General features: G+C 39.8%; 21 protein-coding genes, 1 pseudogene and 1 riboswitch. Of the genes and pseudogenes, 16 read left to right on the plus strand and 6 right to left on the minus strand.

Annotated features, from left to right (window positions below):
• Positions 1-456: 456 nt before the first annotated feature.
• From pepT to ACTWPM_RS10955, 5 genes and pseudogenes are all read left to right on the plus strand, one after another.
• Positions 457-1,681: pseudogene (pepT, locus tag ACTWPM_RS10935) on the plus strand (peptidase T).
• Positions 1,682-1,992: 311 nt separating this feature from the next.
• Positions 1,993-2,766, plus strand: a complete 774-nt coding sequence (locus tag ACTWPM_RS10940; RefSeq protein ID WP_443133073.1) for a TerC family protein — start codon at positions 1,993-1,995, stop codon at positions 2,764-2,766.
• Between the two features lie 175 nt (positions 2,767-2,941).
• Complete coding sequence (locus ACTWPM_RS10945; RefSeq protein WP_443133074.1) at positions 2,942-3,133, plus strand: SE1561 family protein; 192 nt, start codon at positions 2,942-2,944, stop codon at positions 3,131-3,133.
• Positions 3,130-3,762, plus strand: coding sequence for a hypothetical protein (locus tag ACTWPM_RS10950; protein WP_443133075.1), 633 nt, complete (start codon positions 3,130-3,132; stop codon positions 3,760-3,762). The genes ACTWPM_RS10945 and ACTWPM_RS10950 overlap by 4 nt, the downstream gene beginning before the upstream one ends.
• A 4-nt stretch (positions 3,763-3,766) precedes the next feature.
• Positions 3,767-4,207: a GNAT family N-acetyltransferase gene (locus tag ACTWPM_RS10955; protein ID WP_443133142.1), complete on the plus strand. Its 441-nt coding sequence runs from the start codon at positions 3,767-3,769 to the stop codon at positions 4,205-4,207.
• Here ACTWPM_RS10955 and ACTWPM_RS10960 read toward each other — a convergent pair.
• Positions 4,200-5,120 carry a hypothetical protein gene (locus ACTWPM_RS10960; protein ID WP_443133076.1) on the minus strand — a complete coding sequence of 307 codons (921 nt, stop codon included), beginning with the start codon at positions 5,118-5,120 and terminating at the stop codon, positions 4,200-4,202. The two genes, ACTWPM_RS10955 and ACTWPM_RS10960, sit on opposite strands and share 8 nt — an antisense overlap.
• A 224-nt stretch (positions 5,121-5,344) precedes the next feature.
• Here ACTWPM_RS10960 and ACTWPM_RS10965 point away from each other — a divergent pair, with 224 nt between their 5' ends.
• Positions 5,345-5,794 (plus strand): OsmC family protein, encoded by a 450-nt coding sequence (locus ACTWPM_RS10965; RefSeq protein WP_443133077.1) that lies wholly within the window; start codon positions 5,345-5,347, stop codon positions 5,792-5,794.
• A gap of 45 nt (positions 5,795-5,839) precedes the next feature.
• Here ACTWPM_RS10965 and ACTWPM_RS10970 read toward each other — a convergent pair whose 3' ends face one another.
• Entirely contained in the window at positions 5,840-7,501 is a 1,662-nt protein-coding gene (locus tag ACTWPM_RS10970) for a glycoside hydrolase family 13 protein (protein ID WP_443133078.1), read from the minus strand.
• 573 nt (positions 7,502-8,074) lie between these two features.
• The gene (locus ACTWPM_RS10975) at positions 8,075-8,314 is read right to left on the minus strand and encodes a hypothetical protein (protein ID WP_443133079.1); all 240 of its coding nucleotides are present in this window, start codon (positions 8,312-8,314) and stop codon (positions 8,075-8,077) included.
• A 305-nt stretch (positions 8,315-8,619) separates the two neighbouring features.
• On the opposite strand from ACTWPM_RS10975, the gene ACTWPM_RS10980 reads away from it, so the two are divergent.
• Together ACTWPM_RS10980 and ACTWPM_RS10985 are read left to right on the plus strand one after the other, a co-directional pair.
• Positions 8,620-9,876: a DNA polymerase IV gene (locus tag ACTWPM_RS10980; protein WP_443133080.1), complete on the plus strand. Its 1,257-nt coding sequence runs from the start codon at positions 8,620-8,622 to the stop codon at positions 9,874-9,876.
• A 181-nt stretch (positions 9,877-10,057) separates the two neighbouring features.
• Positions 10,058-10,654: a CotY/CotZ family spore coat protein gene (locus tag ACTWPM_RS10985; protein ID WP_443133081.1), complete on the plus strand. Its 597-nt coding sequence runs from the start codon at positions 10,058-10,060 to the stop codon at positions 10,652-10,654.
• Positions 10,655-10,717: 63 nt separating this feature from the next.
• Here the strand turns inward: ACTWPM_RS10985 and ACTWPM_RS10990 are convergent, their stop codons facing one another.
• Together ACTWPM_RS10990 and ACTWPM_RS10995 are read right to left on the minus strand one after the other, a co-directional pair.
• A complete protein-coding gene (locus ACTWPM_RS10990) occupies positions 10,718-11,083 on the minus strand; it encodes a hypothetical protein (protein WP_443133082.1) in 366 nt (121 codons plus the stop codon).
• An 11-nt stretch (positions 11,084-11,094) separates the two neighbouring features.
• Positions 11,095-12,273, minus strand: coding sequence for a ParM/StbA family protein (locus tag ACTWPM_RS10995; protein WP_443133083.1), 1,179 nt, complete (start codon positions 12,271-12,273; stop codon positions 11,095-11,097).
• A gap of 228 nt (positions 12,274-12,501) precedes the next feature.
• Here ACTWPM_RS10995 and ACTWPM_RS11000 point away from each other — a divergent pair, with 228 nt between their 5' ends.
• The 3 genes from ACTWPM_RS11000 to ACTWPM_RS11010 all read left to right on the plus strand — a co-directional run bounded on the left by ACTWPM_RS11000 (position 12,502) and on the right by ACTWPM_RS11010 (position 16,091).
• A complete protein-coding gene (locus ACTWPM_RS11000; RefSeq protein WP_443133084.1) occupies positions 12,502-13,284 on the plus strand; it encodes a CsxC family protein in 783 nt (260 codons plus the stop codon).
• 272 nt (positions 13,285-13,556) lie between these two features.
• Positions 13,557-14,327, plus strand: coding sequence for a CsxC family protein (locus ACTWPM_RS11005; protein WP_443133085.1), 771 nt, complete (start codon positions 13,557-13,559; stop codon positions 14,325-14,327).
• A 72-nt stretch (positions 14,328-14,399) separates the two neighbouring features.
• Complete coding sequence (locus ACTWPM_RS11010) at positions 14,400-16,091, plus strand: hypothetical protein (protein ID WP_443133086.1); 1,692 nt, start codon at positions 14,400-14,402, stop codon at positions 16,089-16,091.
• Between the two features lie 181 nt (positions 16,092-16,272).
• Here ACTWPM_RS11010 and ACTWPM_RS11015 read toward each other — a convergent pair whose 3' ends face one another.
• Positions 16,273-17,043, minus strand: a complete 771-nt coding sequence (locus tag ACTWPM_RS11015) for an alpha/beta hydrolase (protein WP_443133087.1) — start codon at positions 17,041-17,043, stop codon at positions 16,273-16,275.
• A 414-nt stretch (positions 17,044-17,457) separates the two neighbouring features.
• On the opposite strand from ACTWPM_RS11015, the gene ACTWPM_RS11020 reads away from it, so the two are divergent.
• From ACTWPM_RS11020 to ribH, 5 genes are all read left to right on the plus strand, one after another.
• Positions 17,458-18,057, plus strand: a complete 600-nt coding sequence (locus tag ACTWPM_RS11020; RefSeq protein ID WP_443133088.1) for a hypothetical protein — start codon at positions 17,458-17,460, stop codon at positions 18,055-18,057.
• 324 nt (positions 18,058-18,381) lie between these two features.
• A riboswitch (FMN riboswitch) is annotated at positions 18,382-18,534 on the plus strand.
• 135 nt (positions 18,535-18,669) lie between these two features.
• Complete coding sequence (gene ribD / locus ACTWPM_RS11025; protein WP_443133089.1) at positions 18,670-19,785, plus strand: bifunctional diaminohydroxyphosphoribosylaminopyrimidine deaminase/5-amino-6-(5-phosphoribosylamino)uracil reductase RibD; 1,116 nt, start codon at positions 18,670-18,672, stop codon at positions 19,783-19,785.
• The gene (gene ribE / locus ACTWPM_RS11030) at positions 19,766-20,416 is read left to right on the plus strand and encodes a riboflavin synthase (protein ID WP_443133090.1); all 651 of its coding nucleotides are present in this window, start codon (positions 19,766-19,768) and stop codon (positions 20,414-20,416) included. Before ribD ends, ribE begins: the two co-directional genes overlap by 20 nt.
• A gap of 16 nt (positions 20,417-20,432) precedes the next feature.
• Positions 20,433-21,626 carry a bifunctional 3,4-dihydroxy-2-butanone-4-phosphate synthase/GTP cyclohydrolase II gene (locus ACTWPM_RS11035; RefSeq protein WP_443133091.1) on the plus strand — a complete coding sequence of 398 codons (1,194 nt, stop codon included), beginning with the start codon at positions 20,433-20,435 and terminating at the stop codon, positions 21,624-21,626.
• Positions 21,627-21,642: 16 nt separating this feature from the next.
• Positions 21,643-22,113, plus strand: coding sequence for a 6,7-dimethyl-8-ribityllumazine synthase (gene ribH / locus ACTWPM_RS11040; protein WP_443133092.1), 471 nt, complete (start codon positions 21,643-21,645; stop codon positions 22,111-22,113).
• Positions 22,114-22,470 lie beyond the last annotated feature (357 nt).

Here is a 22,470-nt window from a genome sequence, read left to right on the forward strand (position 1 = left end):
CGGACATTACCTTAATAGCAATTCGAAACCACTCAACCCACCGTTTTCTTGGTGAGAAAAAAGCATGGGATAAGGCGTTTATTTTTATACTAGAACGATGTGAAAAGCTTTTCATAGGAGCATTTAGGACCTATTTAGAAAGAGAGAGTTCTCTCTTCTGAAAGGGTCCGTTCGCCATAATAAGGCTGGGTGATGGAACAAGCCGAGTTATTTCCCCACCAATCCTATACCTTTTAAGTAACGGACCCAATTTATCTCGAATTCGAGTCTTCAACAATCCGGCCCTATAGATGAAGAACGAAATCAACGATAACGTTTATTAAAACCAAACAAAAAAAGGAAAGGTCTAGTTAAGGATACCAGAACTAACGGATAATAGTCATACATTTACATCATTTAACCAATTATACTTATAATGGAATAGAGTTTTTATAGGATGTCAAAGGAGGATAAAAAATGAAAGATGAAATTTTAAAGCGATTCTGTTCTTATGTAAAAGTAAATACCCAATCAGATGAAAATAGTTCAGAGACGCCATCAACGGAGGGGCAGTGGGCCCTGGCCCGTCAATTGGCAGAAGAGCTTGAGGAGATTGGTATGAGTGAAGTTTCTATTGATGAGAATGCCTATGTTATGGCGACGCTTCCGGCTAATACAGAGAAAGATGTACCGGTTATCGGTTTTCTTGCCCATATAGATACTGCTGTCGACTTCACAGGGGAAAATGTGCAGCCCCAGGTAGTCGAGTCTTATGATGGAGGAGACATCTCTCTAAACGAAGAAGTGAACCTTTCTCCTTTGGATTTTCCTGAATTAAACAGCTACAAAGGACAAACATTGATCACCACAGACGGAACGACATTGCTGGGTGCAGACAATAAAGCAGGCATTACTGAAATCATGACCGCATTACCACTTGATCAGACATCCGGAAATCAAGCATGGGAAAATCCGGGTAGCTTTCACACCGGATGAAGAAATCGGCCGTGGGCCTCATAAATTCAATATAGATAGATTTGCTGCTTCTTATGCTTATACAGTCGATGGGGGACCACTTGGAGAACTGCAATTTGAGAATTTTAATGCGGCAACTGCAAATATTGACTTCTACGGCAATAGTGTACATCCTGGTACCGCAAAAGATAAAATGATCAATGCCGTCAAATTGGCTATCGAGTTTCAAGAGAATCTCCCCAAAAAAGAGGCTCCTGAGTACACTGAGAATTATGAAGGGTTCTATCACTTAAATTCTTTTCATGGGGATGTAGAACATGCTTCGCTCACTTACTTAGTACGGGACCACGATCAGGATTTATTCAAAAAGAAAAAGGACAGACTTGATCATCTAGTAGAGGAGATGAAAGATAAGTATGGGTCAGAGCGTATATCTATAGATATGAGTGATCAATACTATAATATGGGAGACAAAATCACACCTGTTAAACAAATAGTGGATACTGCCTCAGAAGCGATGGATAATCTGGGTATCGAACCGCTGATTAAACCTATCCGGGGAGGAACAGATGGTTCCCAGCTGTCGTACATGGGGCTGCCAACACCTAACATCTTTACGGGCGGACAGAATTTCCATGGCAAGTACGAATATATTTCTCTCGATCATATGGAAAAGGCCGTGAACGTTATTGTTGAAATTGCTCGGCTATTTGATGAAAAAGCCTGATTTAGATCCATTCTGTCTGTTAATTGAACGTTTGTTTAATGGGGTTAAGGGAATGCTTACTCGTAAAGGAACTTGAATTTCCCATTATTTAAAATAAATGTAATTAATGATTGCGAGTAGAGCGGTCGGCATGCAGTTGATAAATCAAGGCTGAATGCTAAGTAAAGGGAAGATGAACAATAAAGGCCTTATGCTGGGACAAATCCCCATATTTACGGGCAACAGTCATTGCTTACGATAACCTTTACCCGCTAAGATGTGGTTTTCACCCATATGATAGATCATTTTGTATAATGAAGGGGAAGAGAAGCATGGATGCACAGTTGTTACTTGAATATGGATGGGTATTGATCGTATTAGTGGGACTGGAAGGTATTTTAGCTGCAGATAATGCACTGGTTCTAGCTATTATGGTTAAACACCTGCCTGAGAAAAAACGTAAAAAAGCCTTATTTTACGGGTTATTTGGTGCTTTTTTGCTCCGTTTTGGCTCTTTATTCATTATTTCATTTCTAGTGGATGTATGGCAGGTTCAAGCACTCGGGGCCGCTTATCTATTGTTCATTTCAGGGAAGCATTTATGGGATAAATGGCGCACTAAGGATGAGGAGGAGCAATCAGAGGAAGACGAGCAGGATGAGGAAACCCAAAAAGGAAAAGGGTTTTGGGCAACTGTGTTAAAAGTAGAGTTAGCCGACCTTGCTTTTGCGGTCGATTCTATATTAGCAGCTGTTGCTCTCGCGGTTGCTCTACCTGAGACAGGGCTTCCTAATGTAGGAAGCCTGGATGGCGGTCAATTTGCCGTTATTCTAACCGGTGGTATGATCGGAATTATTATTATGAGGTTTGCAGCCAATATATTCGTCAATCTGCTGCATTCTAGACCCGGTCTGGAAATAGCGGCTTTTGTTATCGTAGGCTGGGTAGGGGTGAAATTAGTTGTTTCTACCCTGGCGCACCCTAATGTTCAAGTCATTGATGAACATTTTGCTCATTCAGCACTTTGGAAGGTAAGCTTCTATGCTGTTCTGGTCATTATTGCAGCTCTGGGGTGGTTCTTATCACCCAAAAAAAATCAACAATAAATTGAAGGCCTGTAAGACTCCGTTACAGGTCTTTTTTTAAGCTTGGCTATAGCTTGAAGCAACAAAATTGATTTCCCTTAGTACCCTTAAGAAGAGAGTTATATAAGCCTTAAAAGTTTTCCTTATGTTCAGAGAAAGGTAAAATAAAAGTAAATCATTAGGGGAGGGGAAAGGTATGGGGAAAGCTGCACAGCATCCATCAGATCAGTTCCATTACATAAAGAACAGAATCAAAATGTTAAATCAAGTTGTGTCTTCCATGGACGCTGATGAAGTAGATATGGACGACTTCAACAGAATATTGGAGATGATTCAACAGCTGCAAATTAAAATGGAGCGTTTCAAAAAAGACTGGGATCAGGAATGAAGATAAGGCAAATCGTGTTTTTTCTGGTTTGGACAGGGTTTATTCTATATGCTTGGGTGGTTGCTCCAAACGGGAATGATGGTTACTTGAATCAGTTAATCCGTATGAATGATCCTGATCCATTGCTATTGGCTGTTTTCAGCCTTCTTGGTCTGTTTCCAATAACGTTTATGATTCTTTTGCTGACTCACGATAACAGCCGTATACCGGCCTGGCCATTTGCTGCTGGTTCGTTTATATTGGGGGCATTTTCACTCCTCCCTTTTTTCTTCTTATCTACTGCAGAGAAGAAACGCAGCGACAGAACACCCAGCATATTAAAAAGAGTGTTAAATGCTTTTTATTTTCATGTATTATTGATGGTCGGTACTACTATCCTTATCATTTACGGACTTCTGCAGGGTGATTTCACTGTGTATGCTCAAGCCTTCAAAAGCTCTCAATTTGTACATGTTATGACCATTGATTTATTTGTCCTGACAGGACTGAGTATCTTTACGCTTCATTGGGATCAACAGAAAACAGGCGTGCAAAACAACAGCTACTTATGGGGGGTTCTTCCCGTCATTGGAGTAATGGTTTACTTACTGCATAATAAGGATCAAAGGAGGCGCAAGGTTGAAGGTTAAGCCAATGTTGCAAATAGAAGCGGAAATCATTGCTAACTGGAAATACTCTGGAATTTATAGTTTTTATGACATGACAGCAGATGAAGAGGACTACCAGGAGTTCATTAATGAGGAAACGAGAGGAGAGCATGCCTTTAGTGTGTATGAAGGGGAAAAATTAATTGGTTTTTATTCCCTAACTCCCGTTGAATCAGAAACCGTCGACTTAGGTTTAGGCTTGCGGCCTGATATGACAGGACAAGGAATAGGCGGGCCATTCCTGCAAAAAGCTCTTGATTATGCGGAGATGCATTATGGAGCCCGCTCGTTTACTCTGTCTGTAGCCGCTTTTAATGAAAGGGCAATCCGAGTTTATAGAGATGCTGGTTTTAAAGTTATTCATACGTTTATGCAACCGACAAATGGAAGTGAGTATGAATTTGTAAAGATGAGAAGAATTAGCTGACTACTCTGTCATAGGAGGAAATCCATTGTAAGGCTTCAAGTGTAAGTACACCCTGCCATTCCTGTTTCGCTTGAGGCCAAACATCATTTGAGGTTTCCCACTTCCAGGCTGGTTCAATATAAGGCTGTGCCTCAAGACATTCTATTATGTAATCGAGATGCCCCGCTATCGCGTTTGAAGAGATACCTACATCCAGACTATTTGGTGTAGGCTTAAACTGCAAAGGGAGTGGAACATAGTTTTTCCAGTCTTCTTGATTTAAAGTCACTAGCTGACTTACTCCCTCCTTTAGCTTTGCATGAATTTCCTGATTCATGCAGGAAGGATGCATTCTGAAAAAACGCAGATAACAAAAAACTTCATGTTCCGATTCAAAACTATCAAGGGAGAGTAAGTGCTTTATTGATAAACTGACGAGCTGGTCTACATTCAGCTTTGAGACTTCATCTTTATATGCCAGAAGATAACCGATAATCTCAGCGGATGGATTTCCCCAGTTGTCATCGATCCAAGAGGTTCCATTTTCGTGTACCGTCCACCAGAAGGCATGAGGATAAAGATTCACTTCAGGAGGCACAGCAAGCCATCCTTGACGTTCTCTATTGAAAGACTGTTCAAGGTATTTGAGCACTTCACTGATCATCTCCTTAGCTTCAGGGTTATGATCTATGGAAGATAACATCTGCAAAGCTACAGAAGAAGCCATGGGGGAGGAACCGGGAAGCCGGAAATCTGCCTCCAGTCCGTGACCGAAGCCTCCATCTTGATTTTGATAGTTACCTAAAGCTTTTATTATTTCTTGCTCCGTCCCTCTACCAAAGAGATAGGAGCAGCGTGCTTGTTCAAGATCACGAGCGTTTGTTAGGATATAATTTTTAGCAGCCTCGAATGCAGTTATAGATAGATATCTCATATAGAATTCCTCCTTTATTGTATTTATTCGTCCTAAAAAGGTGGTATTCCTATGTGAGCATAATGGTTACATGTTGTAAGATGTATCTTTTACAATTGATTCTAGTACCTTGCTGTTAATTTCTTATATAAAATCGCTTCTCCCTAATCATAATGGAAATATTTTCTCATAAAAAGTTAACCATAACGTTTAAACATCCTTACAATAGAAAGGAGAGGGACAAAATGACATGGCATCATTTTCACTTGAAAGCCGAATGGCCTGGAGGTCGTAATGAAGTAGGCACGATAGAAGCAGACAAACTTAAAACTCAAATATCCATTCCCAAAGAAATGGACGGGCCAGATGTAGGTACAAACCCTGATGAAATGCTGCTAGGCGCTGCGGCGACTTGTTATATCATTACGCTTGGTGCAATGGTTGAGAGAGCAGGGTTACCACTTAAAGAAATGAGCATGGACTCGGAAGGAATTGTGGACGTAACTGACGGAGTCATCACGTATAACAAGATCATTCATAAGCCGCGTGTGCTTTTGAAGGCTGAAGCTTCTGATAAAGACTTGGATAAGTTGAACAAGCTGGTTGAGAAAGCTGAGAAGAGCTGTATGATTTCAAGAGCCATAGAAGGAAACGTAGCTCTTGAATTGCAACCATCCACCGGAAGAGAATCATAAATTAAAGAAAAGGGTGAACCTGTACAGGTTCACCCTTTTCCTTGTTTATTGATTCATAATATAAACTCTTGCCTCAAAAGGACGGAGAGTAAATGACTTTTCACCATCGTGAGCTTTCGTGTCGTAATTCGATAATATTAAGTGATCACTGGAAAGAGAGTAATTCGATTCAAAGTCGGCTTTTTCTGAGGTTAAATTTGTAATAATCAGTGCCAATTTATCTTCCAGGGTTCTTGTATAAGCATAAATTTGAGTATCTTCTTCCAACAGTAAATCATATGTCCCATAAGTAAATAGGGGGTATTGTTTTTTTAGAGAAATCATTTGTTTATAATAATTAAGAACTGAATCTGAGCGCCCTAACTGGTCTTTTACGTTAATTTCCTTGTAATTTGGATTGATTTTCATCCAGGGGGTTCCGCTGGTGAAGCCCGCTCTGGGCTGGTCATTCCATTGCATAGGCGTTCGGCTGTTATCACGGGAGGTGCTCCAAAGAATTTCCATAATTTCTTCATGAGAGGCTCCCTGAGCCTTTTTCTTTTTATATAGATTTTTAGCAGCCACATCATCATAGTCTTCAATAGAAGGGAAGGCGACGTTGGTCATACCAATTTCCTGTCCCTGATAGATAAAAGGAGTGCCTTGCATCAAAAAGTACATGGTACCAAAAGCAGTGGCACTTTCTTTCCAATACTGTTCGTCATCTCCCCATGTGGAAACCACCCGGGCTTTATCGTGATTTTCAATGAACAGAGCATTCCATCCGTCATCTTCCAATGCTTTCTGCCAACGGGTCAAAGCTTGCTTTAAACCTACTACGTCTAGCTTGTCATCTCCATCTTTATTCCAGAGATCTAAATGTTCAAACTGGAATACCATATCCATTTTTCCGTTTTCACCGACCCATAGGTTTGCTTCTTCGGCACTTACTCCGTTTGCTTCACCAACTGTCATAACATCATAGTTAGCATACGTTTTATTTTTGAACTCTTCAAGGAATTCATGGATCCCTTCCTGGTTCATATGCATATCAAAAGAAGACACATATTCATCGCCATCCGGGTTAGGCATATCCGGAAGGTCCGGTCGTTTTTTAATATGGCTGATGGCATCGATACGGAATCCATCAATTCCTTTCTCAAGCCACCAGTTCACCGTTTCATATAACTCTTCGCGTACTTCTTCATTCTCCCAATTTAAGTCCGGCTGTTTGGTGGAAAACACATGAAGATAATATTGACCTGAAGCTTCATCATATTCCCAGGCCGAGCCTTCGAATATACTTTCCCAGTTGTTCGGCTCCTTGCCGTCTTTAGGATCGCGCCAAATATACCAGTCACGTTTTGGGTTGTTTTTAGACTGGCGGGATTCCATGAACCAAGGGTGTTCATCACTAGTGTGGTTGAGTACGAGATCAATAATTAATTTCATATCCCGTTTATGAACTTCTTGTAACAGCTGATCAAAATCGTTCATGGTGCCGAATTCTTCAAGGATATCTTTGTAATCGGATATATCGTATCCGTTATCGTCCTTAGGGGATTTATACATGGGGCAAATCCAAATGAAGTCGATACCTAAATCTTTTAAATAATCCAGTCGTTCAATCATTCCCTGTATATCACCGATCCCGTCTCCATTTGAGTCTTGAAAACTTCGCGGGTATACCTGATAGCCTACAGCTTCCTTCCACCATACGCGTTCCATATGAATCCCTCATTTCTTCTGTAATATTTTACGTTCATGAAGACAGGTTCTTTAAAAACTATTGTACATGAAAAAACTAAAATGGGTAATTAAAGCAATTAGTAGTGCAACCGCTCGCACTACTAATTAGCACACTTGTTAATTTTTATTAAACCATTCTCTTACGTAAAAATGGAATCGAAATTTGCGCAAACGTTTGCCTTATTATAAATTATATAGTATCTGATTTTTCTTGCTTTGACAATAGCATGAATATAAGCTCGTGGATTGTTGTTGGTCAATTTAGGGGAGAGGTCGGCTCATTGCCATCCTGAAGTTTGCATAGAAAGAATACATACGTAAGGACATGCTGTATTTAAAAATAGACATTATAAAACAAGATTTAAATGCTGCCAATATGAGCCAAGAAGGGCTGTGTGAAAGCTGATAGATTGGGCTTCCAGGCGGAACAGTTATTGGTAAATTTGGAAAAGTTTTTTGTTCGTAGCTATTATTAAGCATCTTCTAGTACTTTGTCAGGGTTAATCCTTGTAAAGTAATTGAAGATGCTTTTGTGCATTTATTGTGATTCAGTTAAGTAAGTATGACTTTTCTCATTCTTCCTTCTATAGCATATTGATTCGTATGAAGGCGGAAGAATTGCCTGGCCCCGTTATAGGTGGTGTACCAAAGGTTATTAATGATGAAGAACTCTTCATTATCTTCTGGAGAAAGTTTGATGGGGTGATAACACGTACCAAACACATCGTCTTTTACCTCTATAATGCCTAAGTATTCATTTCCATCTACCCACATATTGATTGTTTTTTGCATGTACTTGGCTCCTTACTGAGTAAAATCTCACCAAAAGTTTAAATTAAGTAAAAGTATATTTTTGCTGTACGGTTTGTTTGGTCTAAATAGAACTTCAGACATTGTTTTTTACTCCTTTTTAGTATTTATCACATCGGGTTGTAAGCCTACTTCAAAATAGGTTAGGAAATAACAGCGAAGTGATGAATATTCTTTTATATTAACAAAATGGCATAATTTTTAAAATATATAGGCAATTATAATTCTTTACATCCTGATCGTATTTCCTTATAATAAGAACAAACGTTCGTGTTGAGGTGATGGCAGTGAATTATCAAGGATATCCGCGAAACGATGTGCTATGTATCGATATGCGCAGCTTTTATGCAAGTGTAGAATGTATGAAAAGAGGACTGGATCCTAAAAAAGCGTTATTAGCAGTGGTAGGAGACACTACGCGAAGAGGGAGTATTGTTCTCGCAGCTTCTCCGACGTTAAAACGCAAATATGGAATCAGTAATGTCAGTAGGTATTTTGAACTGCCGGACGACCCAAGCCTGATTATTGCCCCTGCGCACATGGGGGATTACCTCGAAGTATCTGTGGAGATCACCAAAATGATCAGAAACTATGTGCCTCAGCAGGCTATCCACGTGTACTCGGTGGACGAATTATGGGTCACAATTAACGGATTGAATAAATTGTATGGAAACCCTTATGAAATAGCAAATATGCTTCAATTTGAGATAAGAGAGCAATTTGGCATTGAATCTGTGATTGGGGTTGGGGATAATAAATTTCTTGCCAAAGTCGTAATGGATATTCATGCAAAAAAAGCAGAAGATGGAATTGCAGAATGCCGGTACGAAGACGTAGAAGCAAAGCTATGGCCGTGTGATATTCATGACGTATGGGGAATTGGTTCAAGAATGACAAAGAATTTAAATCGAATGGGGATTTTGACGCTTGGAGATTTAGCGCACCATCCATTAAAGTATCTGAAGAAAAATTTCGGCATCATGGGTGAGCAATTATATTGGCATGCGTGGGGGGTTGACCTGAGTCCTGTCTATGGAAACTTTGTGAAAACGGAGCAGAAATCTTATGGTCATGGAATTACGTTATTAAGAGATTATGAAAAAGAGGAAATTTATGCCTGCCTGCTTGATTTATGCGAGGAGGCTTGCCGCCGCGCAAGAACAGATGAAAAGGAAGGCAGGACGGTCCACCTGGGAATAGGGTATTCCAGTGAAACAGGAGGAGGTTTCAGCCGCTCCATGTCTGTCCAGTCTCCCACTAATATAACAGAGGATATGTATAATGTATGTTTGAAGCTTTTTCATCGTTTTTATGATGGAGAAAGTAAGATTCGGCGAGCATCTGTTGCTTTAACCAACTTAGGAGCAGGGCTGGATGTTCAACTCAGCTTGTTTGATAACGAACCGAAGAAGAAGGATTTAGCGAAGGTGATGGATCGCATTCGTGATGAGTATGGATCTACCGCTCTCCTTAGAGCGAGCAGTTACACGAGTGGAGGAATCACCATCGAGAGGAGCAAAAAAATAGGCGGTCACTATGCATAGACACCCTGGACTTTCAATCCATTGTTTTTTTTGAATATAGATAACCAATAGTTAGTTAATCTATGTCAGTATATGTAGAGCCATGAAGCTGTTTTTTCATTCCAGGTAGGCGTAGTTATTACGCGAAGTAGATTATTCAGCGTATACTACCTTAAACCTTTTAAGGAGTGAGAAAATAATTATGTATTATAAAGATTATAATTATGAAAGCTATGATCAAGACTGGAAAGACGATCATAAAAAAGAGTGCGGCTATCACAAAAAAGAAGATAAGAAAAAAAGTAAGCACTATGAAAACTGTGTGGCCGATGTATTGGAAGCTATACTAGCTGCTCAGAGGAAAGCGGATAAAGATAATGGCTGTCACACATCCTGTAAACAGTCTATAGAAGATTTACTTGGGGAAGAGAAGAAAGTAAAGAAAAATACAATTCCATTTATTTTGTATTGTGGATGTGAACCTTATAAAGGTACAGGGGTTACCACCTATGACTGCCACTCGAAAAAAACCAAATTCAAATGTGTAAACTCTTTTATTTTCAAGATTAAAGACATCGAAAAAGAGTGTGCTGTGCTCGAATTACTCGTATTCAAATCAGATCTAAAGCATTCCAAAGATCATGGAGAGAAATGCCATAGTAAAGATGATCATTCTGCTTGCAGTCAGATTGATCATAAAGAACTGGATGACTTAGTAGGCACGGGTATTTGCATTACGGTCGATTTGTCATGCTTCTGTTCGATCACTTGCCTGCCAGCCATTCATTTACGTCACTAAATAATGGTTTTATAAAACAAATAAGAAGGTAATCCTTATCAGAATACCTTCTTACATAAAGAATTATCCTCCAAATGCTTCTAAAACATCTTCAATTTCCTTTGATCCCACTTCTCTTGGTGAAAAGAACTTATTCCCGGTTTTATCAGTGTTATGACTTCCACCATTTCCAACTTTAAGCATCCTTTTTATTTCTAATAATTCCTGCAATACTTCGTCCGTATGACCTTGAAGATTTGGAGGGGCGCTCAAGTAGCTGGTCAGAGCTGAAATAACAAAGTGTTGGAGTGTGTTATTTCTGGAATGGTAATCAAGTTGCTCAATGATTGAAGGAGCAACCAGGCGTGTTTCTCCTGTTTTAACATCAATAAAATTGTCAGGAATAGTTAGAACAGTTTGATTAAAATAATCTCTGTATATTCTTGACATCCTATCACCCTCTATTTTTTAGCGGTCGCATATTCCTTTTCCTTACTGAGCAAACTCATTTTTGCAAGGATCATTAATCCTTGAACGTTTAACTTAACCATATCTTCCGGGAACAATAAGTCAATCGGACGTCCTCGCTCACTCCATTTAACAGCAGCTTCTTTAATTTGCCTTTGAGCAATGTCAGCTGCACCTCCTACAGCGATATATCTTACAGCTCCATTAATTTCATTTGAACTGCTTCGAACCCGGTCAAAGTGTTCCAAATATTTAATGGCCATGGATTTGAGCTGGGGAATAATGTATTTACTAATATCTTTTTTAACGCCAGCAAAAGGCTCTACATACCATTCCGACTGTCCAGCCGCTAATTTCTCCTCAAGCTCTGATCGTGAGTTAAATTTGTAGAGCTCATTTTTACTAACTTTTTGAATGATGTTATCAAGAAATTGATTGATCCCAAACTGTTCGCCTTCCACAGATGCGACAGGTTTACCATTTTTAATTCCTACAAAGTCAACGGAATCCCCGCCTAAATCTCCGATAAGAATACCTTTTTGGGAGTCTTTAGCAAGCGATTCATTGGAAACATTTAATGAATGGGGGTCACGTGTCAAACTCAGGTAGGCAAGGGCTCCCTCAGCACCTACAATGACATCTTCAATGTGCACTTTTACAGCTACTTCTTTTGGCTCGAGCATCCCGGGGACTTTATGGAATATTACCGTGTGAACACCTTTTAAGCGTTCTTTGAAAACATCCTTTTTCTCCTTATACTGTGTTGTTGGAAGGGAAACAGCTAATTGGTCAATGTGGTAATTAATTTCCCCTTTAGTCGGGTTAGAGATCAGGGCATGATAAGCAGCTATTGAATGTAAAAGAATATAAGTACGATCTTCCTCAATTTTTTGGTTGTTAAAAGAAGTAAGGCTCACATTTCTCTGTTTCATGGCTGACTTGCCGATGTAGTAAATTTCGCGTCTGTCTACGACGGCAGGACTTTTAATTTCTACAATTAAATTTTCCTCAAAGTCTACATCTTCTTCATCGTAGGGCTTTTCGTAATATTCTTCATCAAATAAGGCAAGTGCGTTAGGTAATTGATACTCCACCAGTTCTCCATCATCTGAAGCCATAACCTTATACCAGCTGTTCCCTAAATCAACCGCAAAGATATTGTTTCGCGTCATTTAATCAACCTCCTGATGGGCTAGCCTATGCCAATTGGGCAGGTAAGGGTGCGCGTACAACCGAAACTTCTTAAAAAAACCAAAGTAGCAGACGGTTTCCTATTACTTTTAATTTTACTTTTTCTATCATTCCTATTAAATTCCACGTTTTGACTGATTCATCTATCTATGCTTAGCAAATAGAAATGCATAGAATACAGGGAGGTAAAAATTAAAGGAGGAAAAAAAGTGAGTAAAAAAGAACATCACTACCACGATTGTGTGGACCTTAATACGTCCGCCTCTATTGAACAATGTATGAATGAGGATACGGACACACCTGTCACACCTGCAGGTACACGTTTAGTTAGGATTCCTGTGAATTTAGGAAATTTCAATGTTACTACGAACATGGTGGCTAACATTGAGTTTCCACACCCAGTTTTAGAGATTAAAGATATTAAGAAAAGAGTTGTTATTCTTCAGTGCCGTCTTATGACTCGTACATCTACCGGAGGAGATGACCAATTCGCCGCGGGACCATTCCCTTTATTCATTAAAGGGTATGTACGTAAAAACATTCAATATGCATCTCCTTGTTTCAATAAATCAGGAGAATGCGTGTCCTCAAAATTGAAATCATTAACGGTAAAAATTCCATTTGAATGCATGACGAGTGTAACTCTTGAATCACCTGTTCAACTGCCTGTTACGAATACGCGAAGCGAGTTCGACTTTTTCAGAGCGCAGGATCTTGGAAAAGGCTATCCTGAAAAAGATCAGTTTCTATCTAGTGATATCTCCCAGTTCCACCAAACAAGTACAGCTGCCTATAATGCTCTTCCGTATTGTGAATTATTGGCACACGAAATAATTGAATGGGATGAAGCTACAGACAGACGCTCTCATCATTATGACTATGATCACAGCCCTGTAGACGAAGGATACTTCCATCACGTAGTTGAAAAAATGATGGTTACTTTTACAGTAAGCGTTTTACAGGAACAGCAAGTTCGCATTACAGCCGGCTAAGCCAAAATAAAACCATCCTTAGACTTGTATAAGGATGGTTTTATTTTTTGATAACTCTTATTATACTCCAGCTGTAACATTCAAATGAGCCGTTAACGTGGGGCATTCATCTCATAGTCATGATGGACAAGTATAATAAAAAAATCTCACCAAATAATTTCCTTTCGAATCAAGGGCTATAGCCTATACACCAAATCAGAATTCAGCCTTTCGCCCAAACATAGTGATCTGCCCCACATACGATGTACTATAATTTTTGAGGAGGAAATCAAATGACTGATTCACACAAAGATTTACACAAGGGTGCTAACCATTATGATTGTAAGGGGTCTTCCAATATCAACTCTTGTAACAACCAACCGGTTACACCAAGCGTAAGTATTGGAAAGATTTTCACCAAGGTTCCGGTGGTGCTGGCAGAACTTGATTTACAGATAAATATAAATGAAACCATTACTTTTCCGGAACCAGTACTAGAGATCAAAGATATTAAAAAACGAGTCATCCTTACTCAATGTCGATTATTGCTTCCTACTCACAAGTTATTTGTTAAAGGGTTTGTGCGAAAAAATATTCAATATGCCAGTCCGTGTCGTGAAATTGAACATAGTACACATCAATCAGTTGCTTCTGATTTACATTCTTATACCGTCGACCTTCCGTTTGACTGTGTAACAGAAATCAAAGATTTTCTGTCGATGCCGGTTATGCCTAAGCTGAATGATCGCCAGGAATTTGACTTTGGAGTATCGAAGTCATTACCTTCAGGCTACCCGGAAAAAGATCAACTGCTATCTAGTGACATCTCCCAATTTCATCAGGAGAGCTCCCAATTTTACAATGAACTTGCGTACTGTGAACTTGTATCCAGTAAGATTATTGAGTGGGATGAAGCAATAGATCGACTGCCTCTTCACGGCCCCGCTTCTTTTTACGAAGGGTCTTTCACCAAAGTAGAAGAAAAAATGGTGTTGGATGTACGCTTGAAAGTTCTACAAGACCAGCAAATACGTGTCGCTTCTACTACTAATGATCCTTGCTGAACTCATTTCTTCGAAGTATAAAGAAAGGAGGGCTGGAAAGGATGCTCTGAATAAAGCACCTTTCAAGGGTTTATGAAAAGGGATAAGAACACGTTCATTCAGAAACAATGGAGAAACCCTCATCTTTCAGGAAGAAAACTTAAAACTTCTTCAAGTGAAAATTTTGAAGGTGATCTTACGGAAGCACATCGTGAGCCCCAACCTGAAGAGAAAAAGCAGGAAGCAAAGAACCTCTCAAAAAAGAACAGAATCTATTCTCCTCAAAAGAAAGCAGAAGAACTCTGTCCAGTTATTTCTTCACCGCCAGAGGTATTTGACCAAGAGTTAAAGAGAGTGGCTGAGGATGAAAAGGCGCCTGAACTAAAGACTAAAAGTAAAAAGAAAAAAGCAGACAGTGCTGCTGAAATGAGAAAGCGTCTTTCATCAAACAGAAGAAAATATTTTAACAACCTAAAAAAAACTGCGGGCTTGAATGATCATGAAACCGCGCCGCCTATGCAAGAAGATCTAGCTGCTCGCTCAAATGAAAATGAATTCGGCTGGAGGGGGAAGGTGGATCCAGCAGAAGAGGGATATTTTGATGATAGTGATCACAACGGGTCTCTCTTAAAAGAATTTATCTCGATGTTAGGTGAATCCTCGTCAATGGAAATAGGTCATCAGTCATATGAACAGAGCGATCCCCAGCACGAACCATTCTTTGGAGAAGATTACTCAATGTTAAAGGATATTGTTTCGTCGATTGAAAAAGAGTCCTCCAATGAATACGGTGATTTTAAGAAATATTATGTATCTCAAATGGAAAGCAGTCAGTCTGTCATGTTTTCTGAAGAGTCTTCTGAGATATCCCATGATGCAGACCCAGATTTATACGACAATTCTTCTAATATAAGTGAACCGGACCTCTATAAAGAAATTTCTTATATGCTAAACGAATCTTCATCAGAGAGTTTGGATGAAATTGAAGATTCCGATTTAGAATCCTCTCTCATCCAAGCTCAGGAACCCTTATCTTCCCTGGATGAATATGAGGAAGATCCAGTCATTTATTTAAAGGAAGTCCTACCACTATCAAATAAGTTCTCAGACATTCTTGAGCACGAGTTCTGCTCTCACTTTCTGACTCCAAAACAAAAAGAAAAGCCGACTTTACCAGAATACTGTCATTATGAGGTTTCGTTAGAAGAAAACGAAGAGAAAATTGCACAGGATTATTCAATAGTTCAGGAAGAAAAACCACCTCTTATCGTCAAGGTGCCTGTAGTGCTGGCTCGGCTAAACTTTGACTTACACATATTAGAATCTTTGGACCTGGTGGATAATATCGTTGAGGTATTAAACTTAGACTGGAAGCTTCAATCTTTAAAAACTCATGTACTTCCGCACTCATCTACGGTGTTTTTAAGCGGGGTACTTGTGGTTGATGTTCATTATGTAAATGATTCTCAAAATCGTACAGTCCAAATATTAAAACATCCAATTTACTGGGATGAAGTAGTGGAGGTAAACTGGCTGAAGCCACCTAAACTTTCCAAAATGGAAAGAGAATCGTATTCTTTTAGTTCTGATAAAGGTAATGAGTCCACTCACTATGAATACTATCAAGATTATGGGAGCCCCATAACAGATCAATTACAAAATATTTATTTTGTTTGGCACACGGATAGTGATGAGAAACATACCGCTCGCAAACGATCTTTACAAGGAAGTGCACAAATAAGGATCGATTTATTACAGGAGCAATACATTCCTATTTATTTATAATCAATGCTTACACAACTAAAGAGGGGCTCTGTTTAGATCCCCCTCTTTTTTATTTCGTTCGAAAATAGATGCTTCTTTTTAGACAGATGTTTTTTTATGTCCTTATGTAGAAGTGATTAATTTATCGTGGCCAGAATTAAGGACTTTACTCTTTTAAGACGGATCTGAAGAAGGTCAACTGCTAAACTTTCATTTCATGGATATACGTGGACAGGGCATGATTAAATGAAAAATGATTTCTAATGGGTAATTGATGAAATGATCTGCTGATCATGACGCTTTTCATGTGCGGCAAGTATCGTTGATAAATTTTTAAATAAGGTCGGATATGGCTAAATTGTCCATATAACGTGAGAACAGGAAAGTCCATAAGGTTCAATAGGTTTGTACAATTATAGTTCATGCTATTTTCGTAATAACTTAGGGACGTTTGTACATCTGCCTTTATGCATTCCTGATAAAGTAATGTTTGATCTTTTTCTTGAACTTGATGAGATTTAGCCAAATGCTTACATAAAAAATTGTTATATCCACCTTTTAATAATGCTAATCCTAGTTGGAACTGGTTTCTTAAAAGAAAGGTACTCACTTCTGGGAACCCTCCTGAAAGAACAAGAGCTTTAATTCTGCCTGGGTGGTTGAGTGCAAACTCTTGAGCAATAGAACTGCCCGCAGAATACCCTACGATGACGGCTTGTTCAATACCTAAGCGATCAAGGAGAAGCTGTAAGTCATCAGCAAGCTGTTGGATCGTTGGGTGATCACCATTTTTTCCGCTGTTTCCATGACCTCTTATATCGTAGGTAATAATTCTGAATTGATTAGACAGGTCATTCTGGTATTTAAAAACATGATGTCCCATGTGGGGTGGATGAATAAATACGATCGGCATCCCAGCTCCTGAAGATGTATAATACATATGGAACGAAGAATCTGTCTCTATATATGGCATGGTACCTAACCTCCGATTTTCTTTTATTATTTACATATGAATGATTAACATACAGACGAATAGGGAGGGAGGCTGGAAGGCTTCAACTAACCAGCAGACTCAATTGGTGAGTAAATAAATGAAGGATCTTAGGAATACAACTTTGGGTGAAAGCACTTTGAAATGTGCTGATCAAAAAGCTACAAAATCTGATACACCAAGGTTTATGACTCTCTTCTGGGAAATTAACTAATCCTGATAATAACAAGTACACAAGTAAACTCTATTCCCCACTTTACGATACTTTAAATAATGAGTCGTAGGATTAGAAGAGTCCTATTCACATCTGTGTTATTCGTCATATTAAGAGATATGTTAGTTTTAAGGTGAAGCAATTTTACTGCTTCATCTTAATCTACATGGGGAGGGTTTGGAATGAAGAAAAAACCATCTTACAAGTCGTCAATTATTCTTCTTCTATTAATTATAATTGCTTTAAGTGTGACCCTTTATGTTACTTTTAACAAGTCCAACTCTTATCACGATTATGTTGAAAATAGGGTATTCAATACTACCTTTAAATGGTTTGATATTGATTTTGATTTATACAGTCAATATATCGATGAGGCCATAAGTCAAGAAACAATTGATTTAAAAACCGTTAAAGAATTAAATAGTACATATACTAATGGACATGAAAATTTTCGGGAGTTATCTCGGATAGCCAAAACCTTAAGAGGCACTGAGTTAGATAGTGACAGGATTCTTACTAAGTTATATGAGATCTCAATTACTCTAAAATTACTAAAACAACATGTAGAGGAAAGTGGAACTAGTACACTGAAGCTATCTGAAGATCAGATTAAGTTCTTAAAAAATATCAATGCATTTAACTCAATACTTAAAGGTACAAGAGAAGAGTATTCAGAGATAGATGATGAAGAGTTTTTCGAATATGATAATAGATATTGGATTGAATATCTATCCGAAATAAGCAAGCGTTCGAATAGCGTTACCATATATGAGGTGTACTAAAGTATGTATTTTTTCCTCCCTCTTACTTAAATAATTAATCAATATTTGAATGAATTATTATGGGAGTCTCCCTTCTGGCTTATCTGGCGCGAGTCACTCAACTTTTTCTAGCTATAAATTTAATCCATACTTTTGGGGATTCTTAGAAAAGAGATTTAACCTAATTCCCTTCTATGTTATTTCTCAATATCTGAAGTTGTTGACGAAATTCGTCTATAACGGTCAGAATTAATCCTAATTAAACTGAAAAATGGTCCGTTATGAACCTAAAGAATTGCGAGTTCGCGTTATTTCATATATATTTATAGTAATACAACAGAATACAGAGTCCTTCGGGGTCGGGTGAAAATCCCAGCCGGCGGTGATGAACGACGATCGTTCTAAGCCCGCGACGGGGAAGAAGTGTAAAGCACTCTTCCTCCTGATTTGGTGAGAAACCAAAGCCGACAGTTACAGTCTGGATGGGAGAAGGATGTGGAGCGCACCAAGGTACTAGTAGAATAGACTCGTACCGTGTATTTGGTGTACGCAAATCAAAAGTGATAAATAAACCCTGGGGAAGTATGTCTTCTTCAGGGTTTATTTTTTTATTCATCGTAAGGAGGCGGGAACATGAGCCGTGATGAGAGATATATGAAGATGGCGATTCAGATGGCAGGCAAAACGGTGGGCCAGACAAGTCCCAACCCATCTGTGGGAGCCGTTGTTATCAAAGATAATGAATTGGTAGGACTCGGCGTACATGTGAAAGCTGGAGAGTCCCATGCCGAAGTTCATGCTCTGAAGATGGCCGGAGAAAAAGCGAAGGATGCAGAAATCTATGTGACGCTTGAGCCTTGCAGCCATTACGGGAAGACCCCTCCTTGTGCGAAAACGATTATTGATGCTGGTATTAAGCGGGTGATTATTGCATCTCATGACCCTAATCCAGAGGTGTCGGGAAAAGGTATAAATATGATGAGGGAAGCCGGAATTGAAGTTAGAGCTAATGTTTTAAAGGAAGAAGCAGATCAACTTAATCTGGACTTCTTTCATTTTATCCAAACTGGTGAGCCTTTTGTCCGCTTAAAGACGGCGATGAGCTTAGATGGGAAGATAGCGACCCATACGGGAGAGAGTCAATGGATTACGGGGAAAGAAGCACGAGAGGATGGGCATACCTATCGCCATTTATCAGATGCCATTCTAGTAGGGATAAAGACCGTACTTGCGGATAATCCAAAATTGACTACGAGAATAGAAGGTAAGGGGAGAAACCCCATTCGGGTGGTCTTCGATTCTAAACTAAGAATTCCGAGGTCATCCTCCCTTATTCAAAATGAGGAAGCCCCAACCTGGGTTTTCACTGGTAATCAGGCTTCCAAAGAAGCGGTGCAGGAACTGCAAGCGATCGATCATATCGTAGTGATCCAGCAGGAAAGTGAGCAGGTAGACGTTCACCAGGCGCTTCAGTATTTAGGGGAGCATAAGGTAACTTCTCTGCTGGTAGAAGGTGGGGGAACAATTGCGGATGCTTTTGTCCGTGCTGGGAAAGTTGAAGAAATAATTACTTACCTTGCACCTAAACTGATAGGAGGAAAAGATGCCTCTACCCCAGTATCAGGGAAGGGGATCAGCGAATTAAAAGATGCACCTGAATATCAAGTCGTATCTCATGACCAAATTGGTGAAGATATAAAAATTGTTTCTGTACGAAGGAGAGAAAACGATGTTTACAGGGATTATTGAAGAGATTGGTTCATTAAAATCCATTAAAAGCAAGACGGAATCTCTGGAACTTAGTATTTCAGCAGAAAAAGTTCTTTCTGATGTTCGTTTAGGAGACAGCATCTCCATTAATGGGGTGTGTTTAACGGTGACCAGTTATACAGACCAAACCGTAGAGTTTGATATTATGCCGGAAACGTATAGAGCTACCAATCTAAGTGAATTAAAACAGGGGAGTCGCGTCAACCTTGAGAGGGCCATGGCTGCCGGTGGCAGATTCGGCGGACATCTCGTATCTGGTCATATTGACGGGACGGGAACCATTGTTTCAAAGAAACCTGAATCAAATGCGGTTTATTATGAAATCGAAATGTCAGAAGAGCTTATTCATTATTTTGTTTATAAAGGTTCAATTGCGGTGGATGGTACGTCTTTAACCGTATTTGGAGTGGAAGAGAACCGAGTGACGATTTCTCTGATTCCTCATACGATGGAACATACTGTCTTAGGACAGAAAGAAACCGGAGACCGTGTAAATATAGAATGTGACATGATTGGTAAGTATGTGGCCCATTTTTTAAAGGGCGATCATTCAGAGCAGCCGAAATCGACAATGACTAAGCAGTTTTTGTCTGATAACGGTTTTGCCTAGAAAAGAAGGTGAGAAAATGTTTGATACAATAGAAAAAGCCATAGAAAGATTGAAGCAGGGTAAACTGGTCATCGTTTGCGATGACGAGGATCGTGAAAACGAAGGGGATCTTGTTGGGATTGCCGAATACGCTAGTACTGAGATGATCAACTTTATGATCAAGTACGGCCGCGGATTGGTATGCGCGCCGATTACAAGTGGGTTAGCTGATGATCTAGAACTGATGCCGATGGTGGATCAAAACTCGGACCCTAATCAGACGGCCTTTACCGTGAGTATTGATCATAAGGATACGACGACCGGTATCTCGGCTGACGAGAGGGCACTTACCATCAGGGAAATGCTGAACCCTCAATCTACAGTGGCAGATTTCCAAAAGCCTGGCCATATTTTTCCTCTGATTGCTAAAGAAGGAGGCGTTCTGCGCCGTGCCGGTCACACGGAAGCTTCTGTGGATTTAGCGGAACTTTCAGGAGCCCGGCCTGCAGGAGTAATCTGTGAAATTATTAAAGATGATGGTACGATGGCGAGAGTGCCCGACTTGCGCGAAATGGCCGATGAATTTGATATACCAATGATTACCATCGCCGATTTAATTCAATATAGGTACCGAGTCGAAAATCATGTGAATAAAGAAGTAGAAGTCGCTTTACCGACGGAATACGGGGACTTCCGGGCGATTGCTTACACGAACGATATTGACTACAAAGAACATATTGCTTTAGTCAAAGGAGAAATTGATCCTGAGAAACCAACATTGGTTCGTGTACATTCAGAGTGTCTGACAGGCGATGTGTTTGGTTCTTACCGTTGTGATTGCGGTCCGCAGCTTCACAATGCATTAAGGCAGATATCAGAGAATGGAAGCGGCGTTCTGTTATATATGCGCCAGGAAGGCCGGGGGATTGGTCTAGTGAATAAGCTGCGGGCCTATAAGCTTCAGGAACAAGGACTGGATACAGTAGAGGCTAATGAGAAGCTGGGATTCGGACCGGATTTGCGTGACTATGGAGTCGGAGCTCAAATCTTAAGAGATTTAGGTATCGCAAAACTTAATCTGCTAACCAATAATCCTAAAAAGATTTCTGGACTTCGAGGGTATAATCTTGAAGTGGTGCAACGTGTACCTATTCAGATGAAATCTCGGAAAGAAAATGAACTTTATATGAAAACCAAACAGTCTAAAATGGGACATATGTTTCATTTATAAAAAGGAGCGGAATAAGATGGTCAAGACATACGAAGGAAATTTAGTAGGAACTGGTTTGAGAGTTGGTATTGTGGTCGGAAGGTTCAATGATTTTATTACTAGTAAGCTTTATGAGGGAGCTTTGGATGCTCTTAAACGTCATGGAGTGGATATGAATGGCGTGGAAACAGCCCACGTACCTGGAGCGTTTGAGATCCCGCTTGTAGCCTCTAAAATGGCCAAAACCGGAAATTATGATGCTGTGATTACTCTCGGTGCTGTGATTCGAGGATCTACTCCGCATTTTGATTATGTATGCGGAGAAGCTGCGAAGGGTGTTTCGCAAGCGTCTCAACAAAGTGGAATCCCGGTAATTTTTGGAATTGTTACAACCGATACGATCGAACAAGCCATTGAGCGTGCGGGGACTAAAGCAGGCAACAAAGGTTGGGAAGCTGCGACCGGAGCCATTGAAATGGCTACATTAATGAAAACATTTGATCAGTAAAAGCGGACAGGTTGTCGCAAATCAGCGGCAGCCTGTTTTTTTAATTTGTTAGCGACCCTAAACGTGGTTGTTGACTTCTAATTAGAAAATATGAAGCAAAAGAAGAGAACCTGATCTTATAGTTAAACTCCCATTACTTGAAGACTTGATTTCGAGATATTTGTTGAGCGGAAGGTCCTCCGGGGGACGATTTCGCTTTCCACGGGAATGCGCGGAGCCTTCTCAGGCTTCGCCTTCCGGAGTCTCCCCTGTCATTTTCATCCCGCAGGAGTCTACATCGTCGCCCTCCGGACCTGGCCGAATCAGAAACTCGAAACCACTAAATACACTGGTTGCTTGGTGAGAAAAAAGGATGGG

Origin of the sequence: Halobacillus sp. K22, assembly GCF_052246795.1 — a bacterium.
Lineage (GTDB): Bacteria > Bacillota > Bacilli > Bacillales > Halobacillaceae > Halobacillus.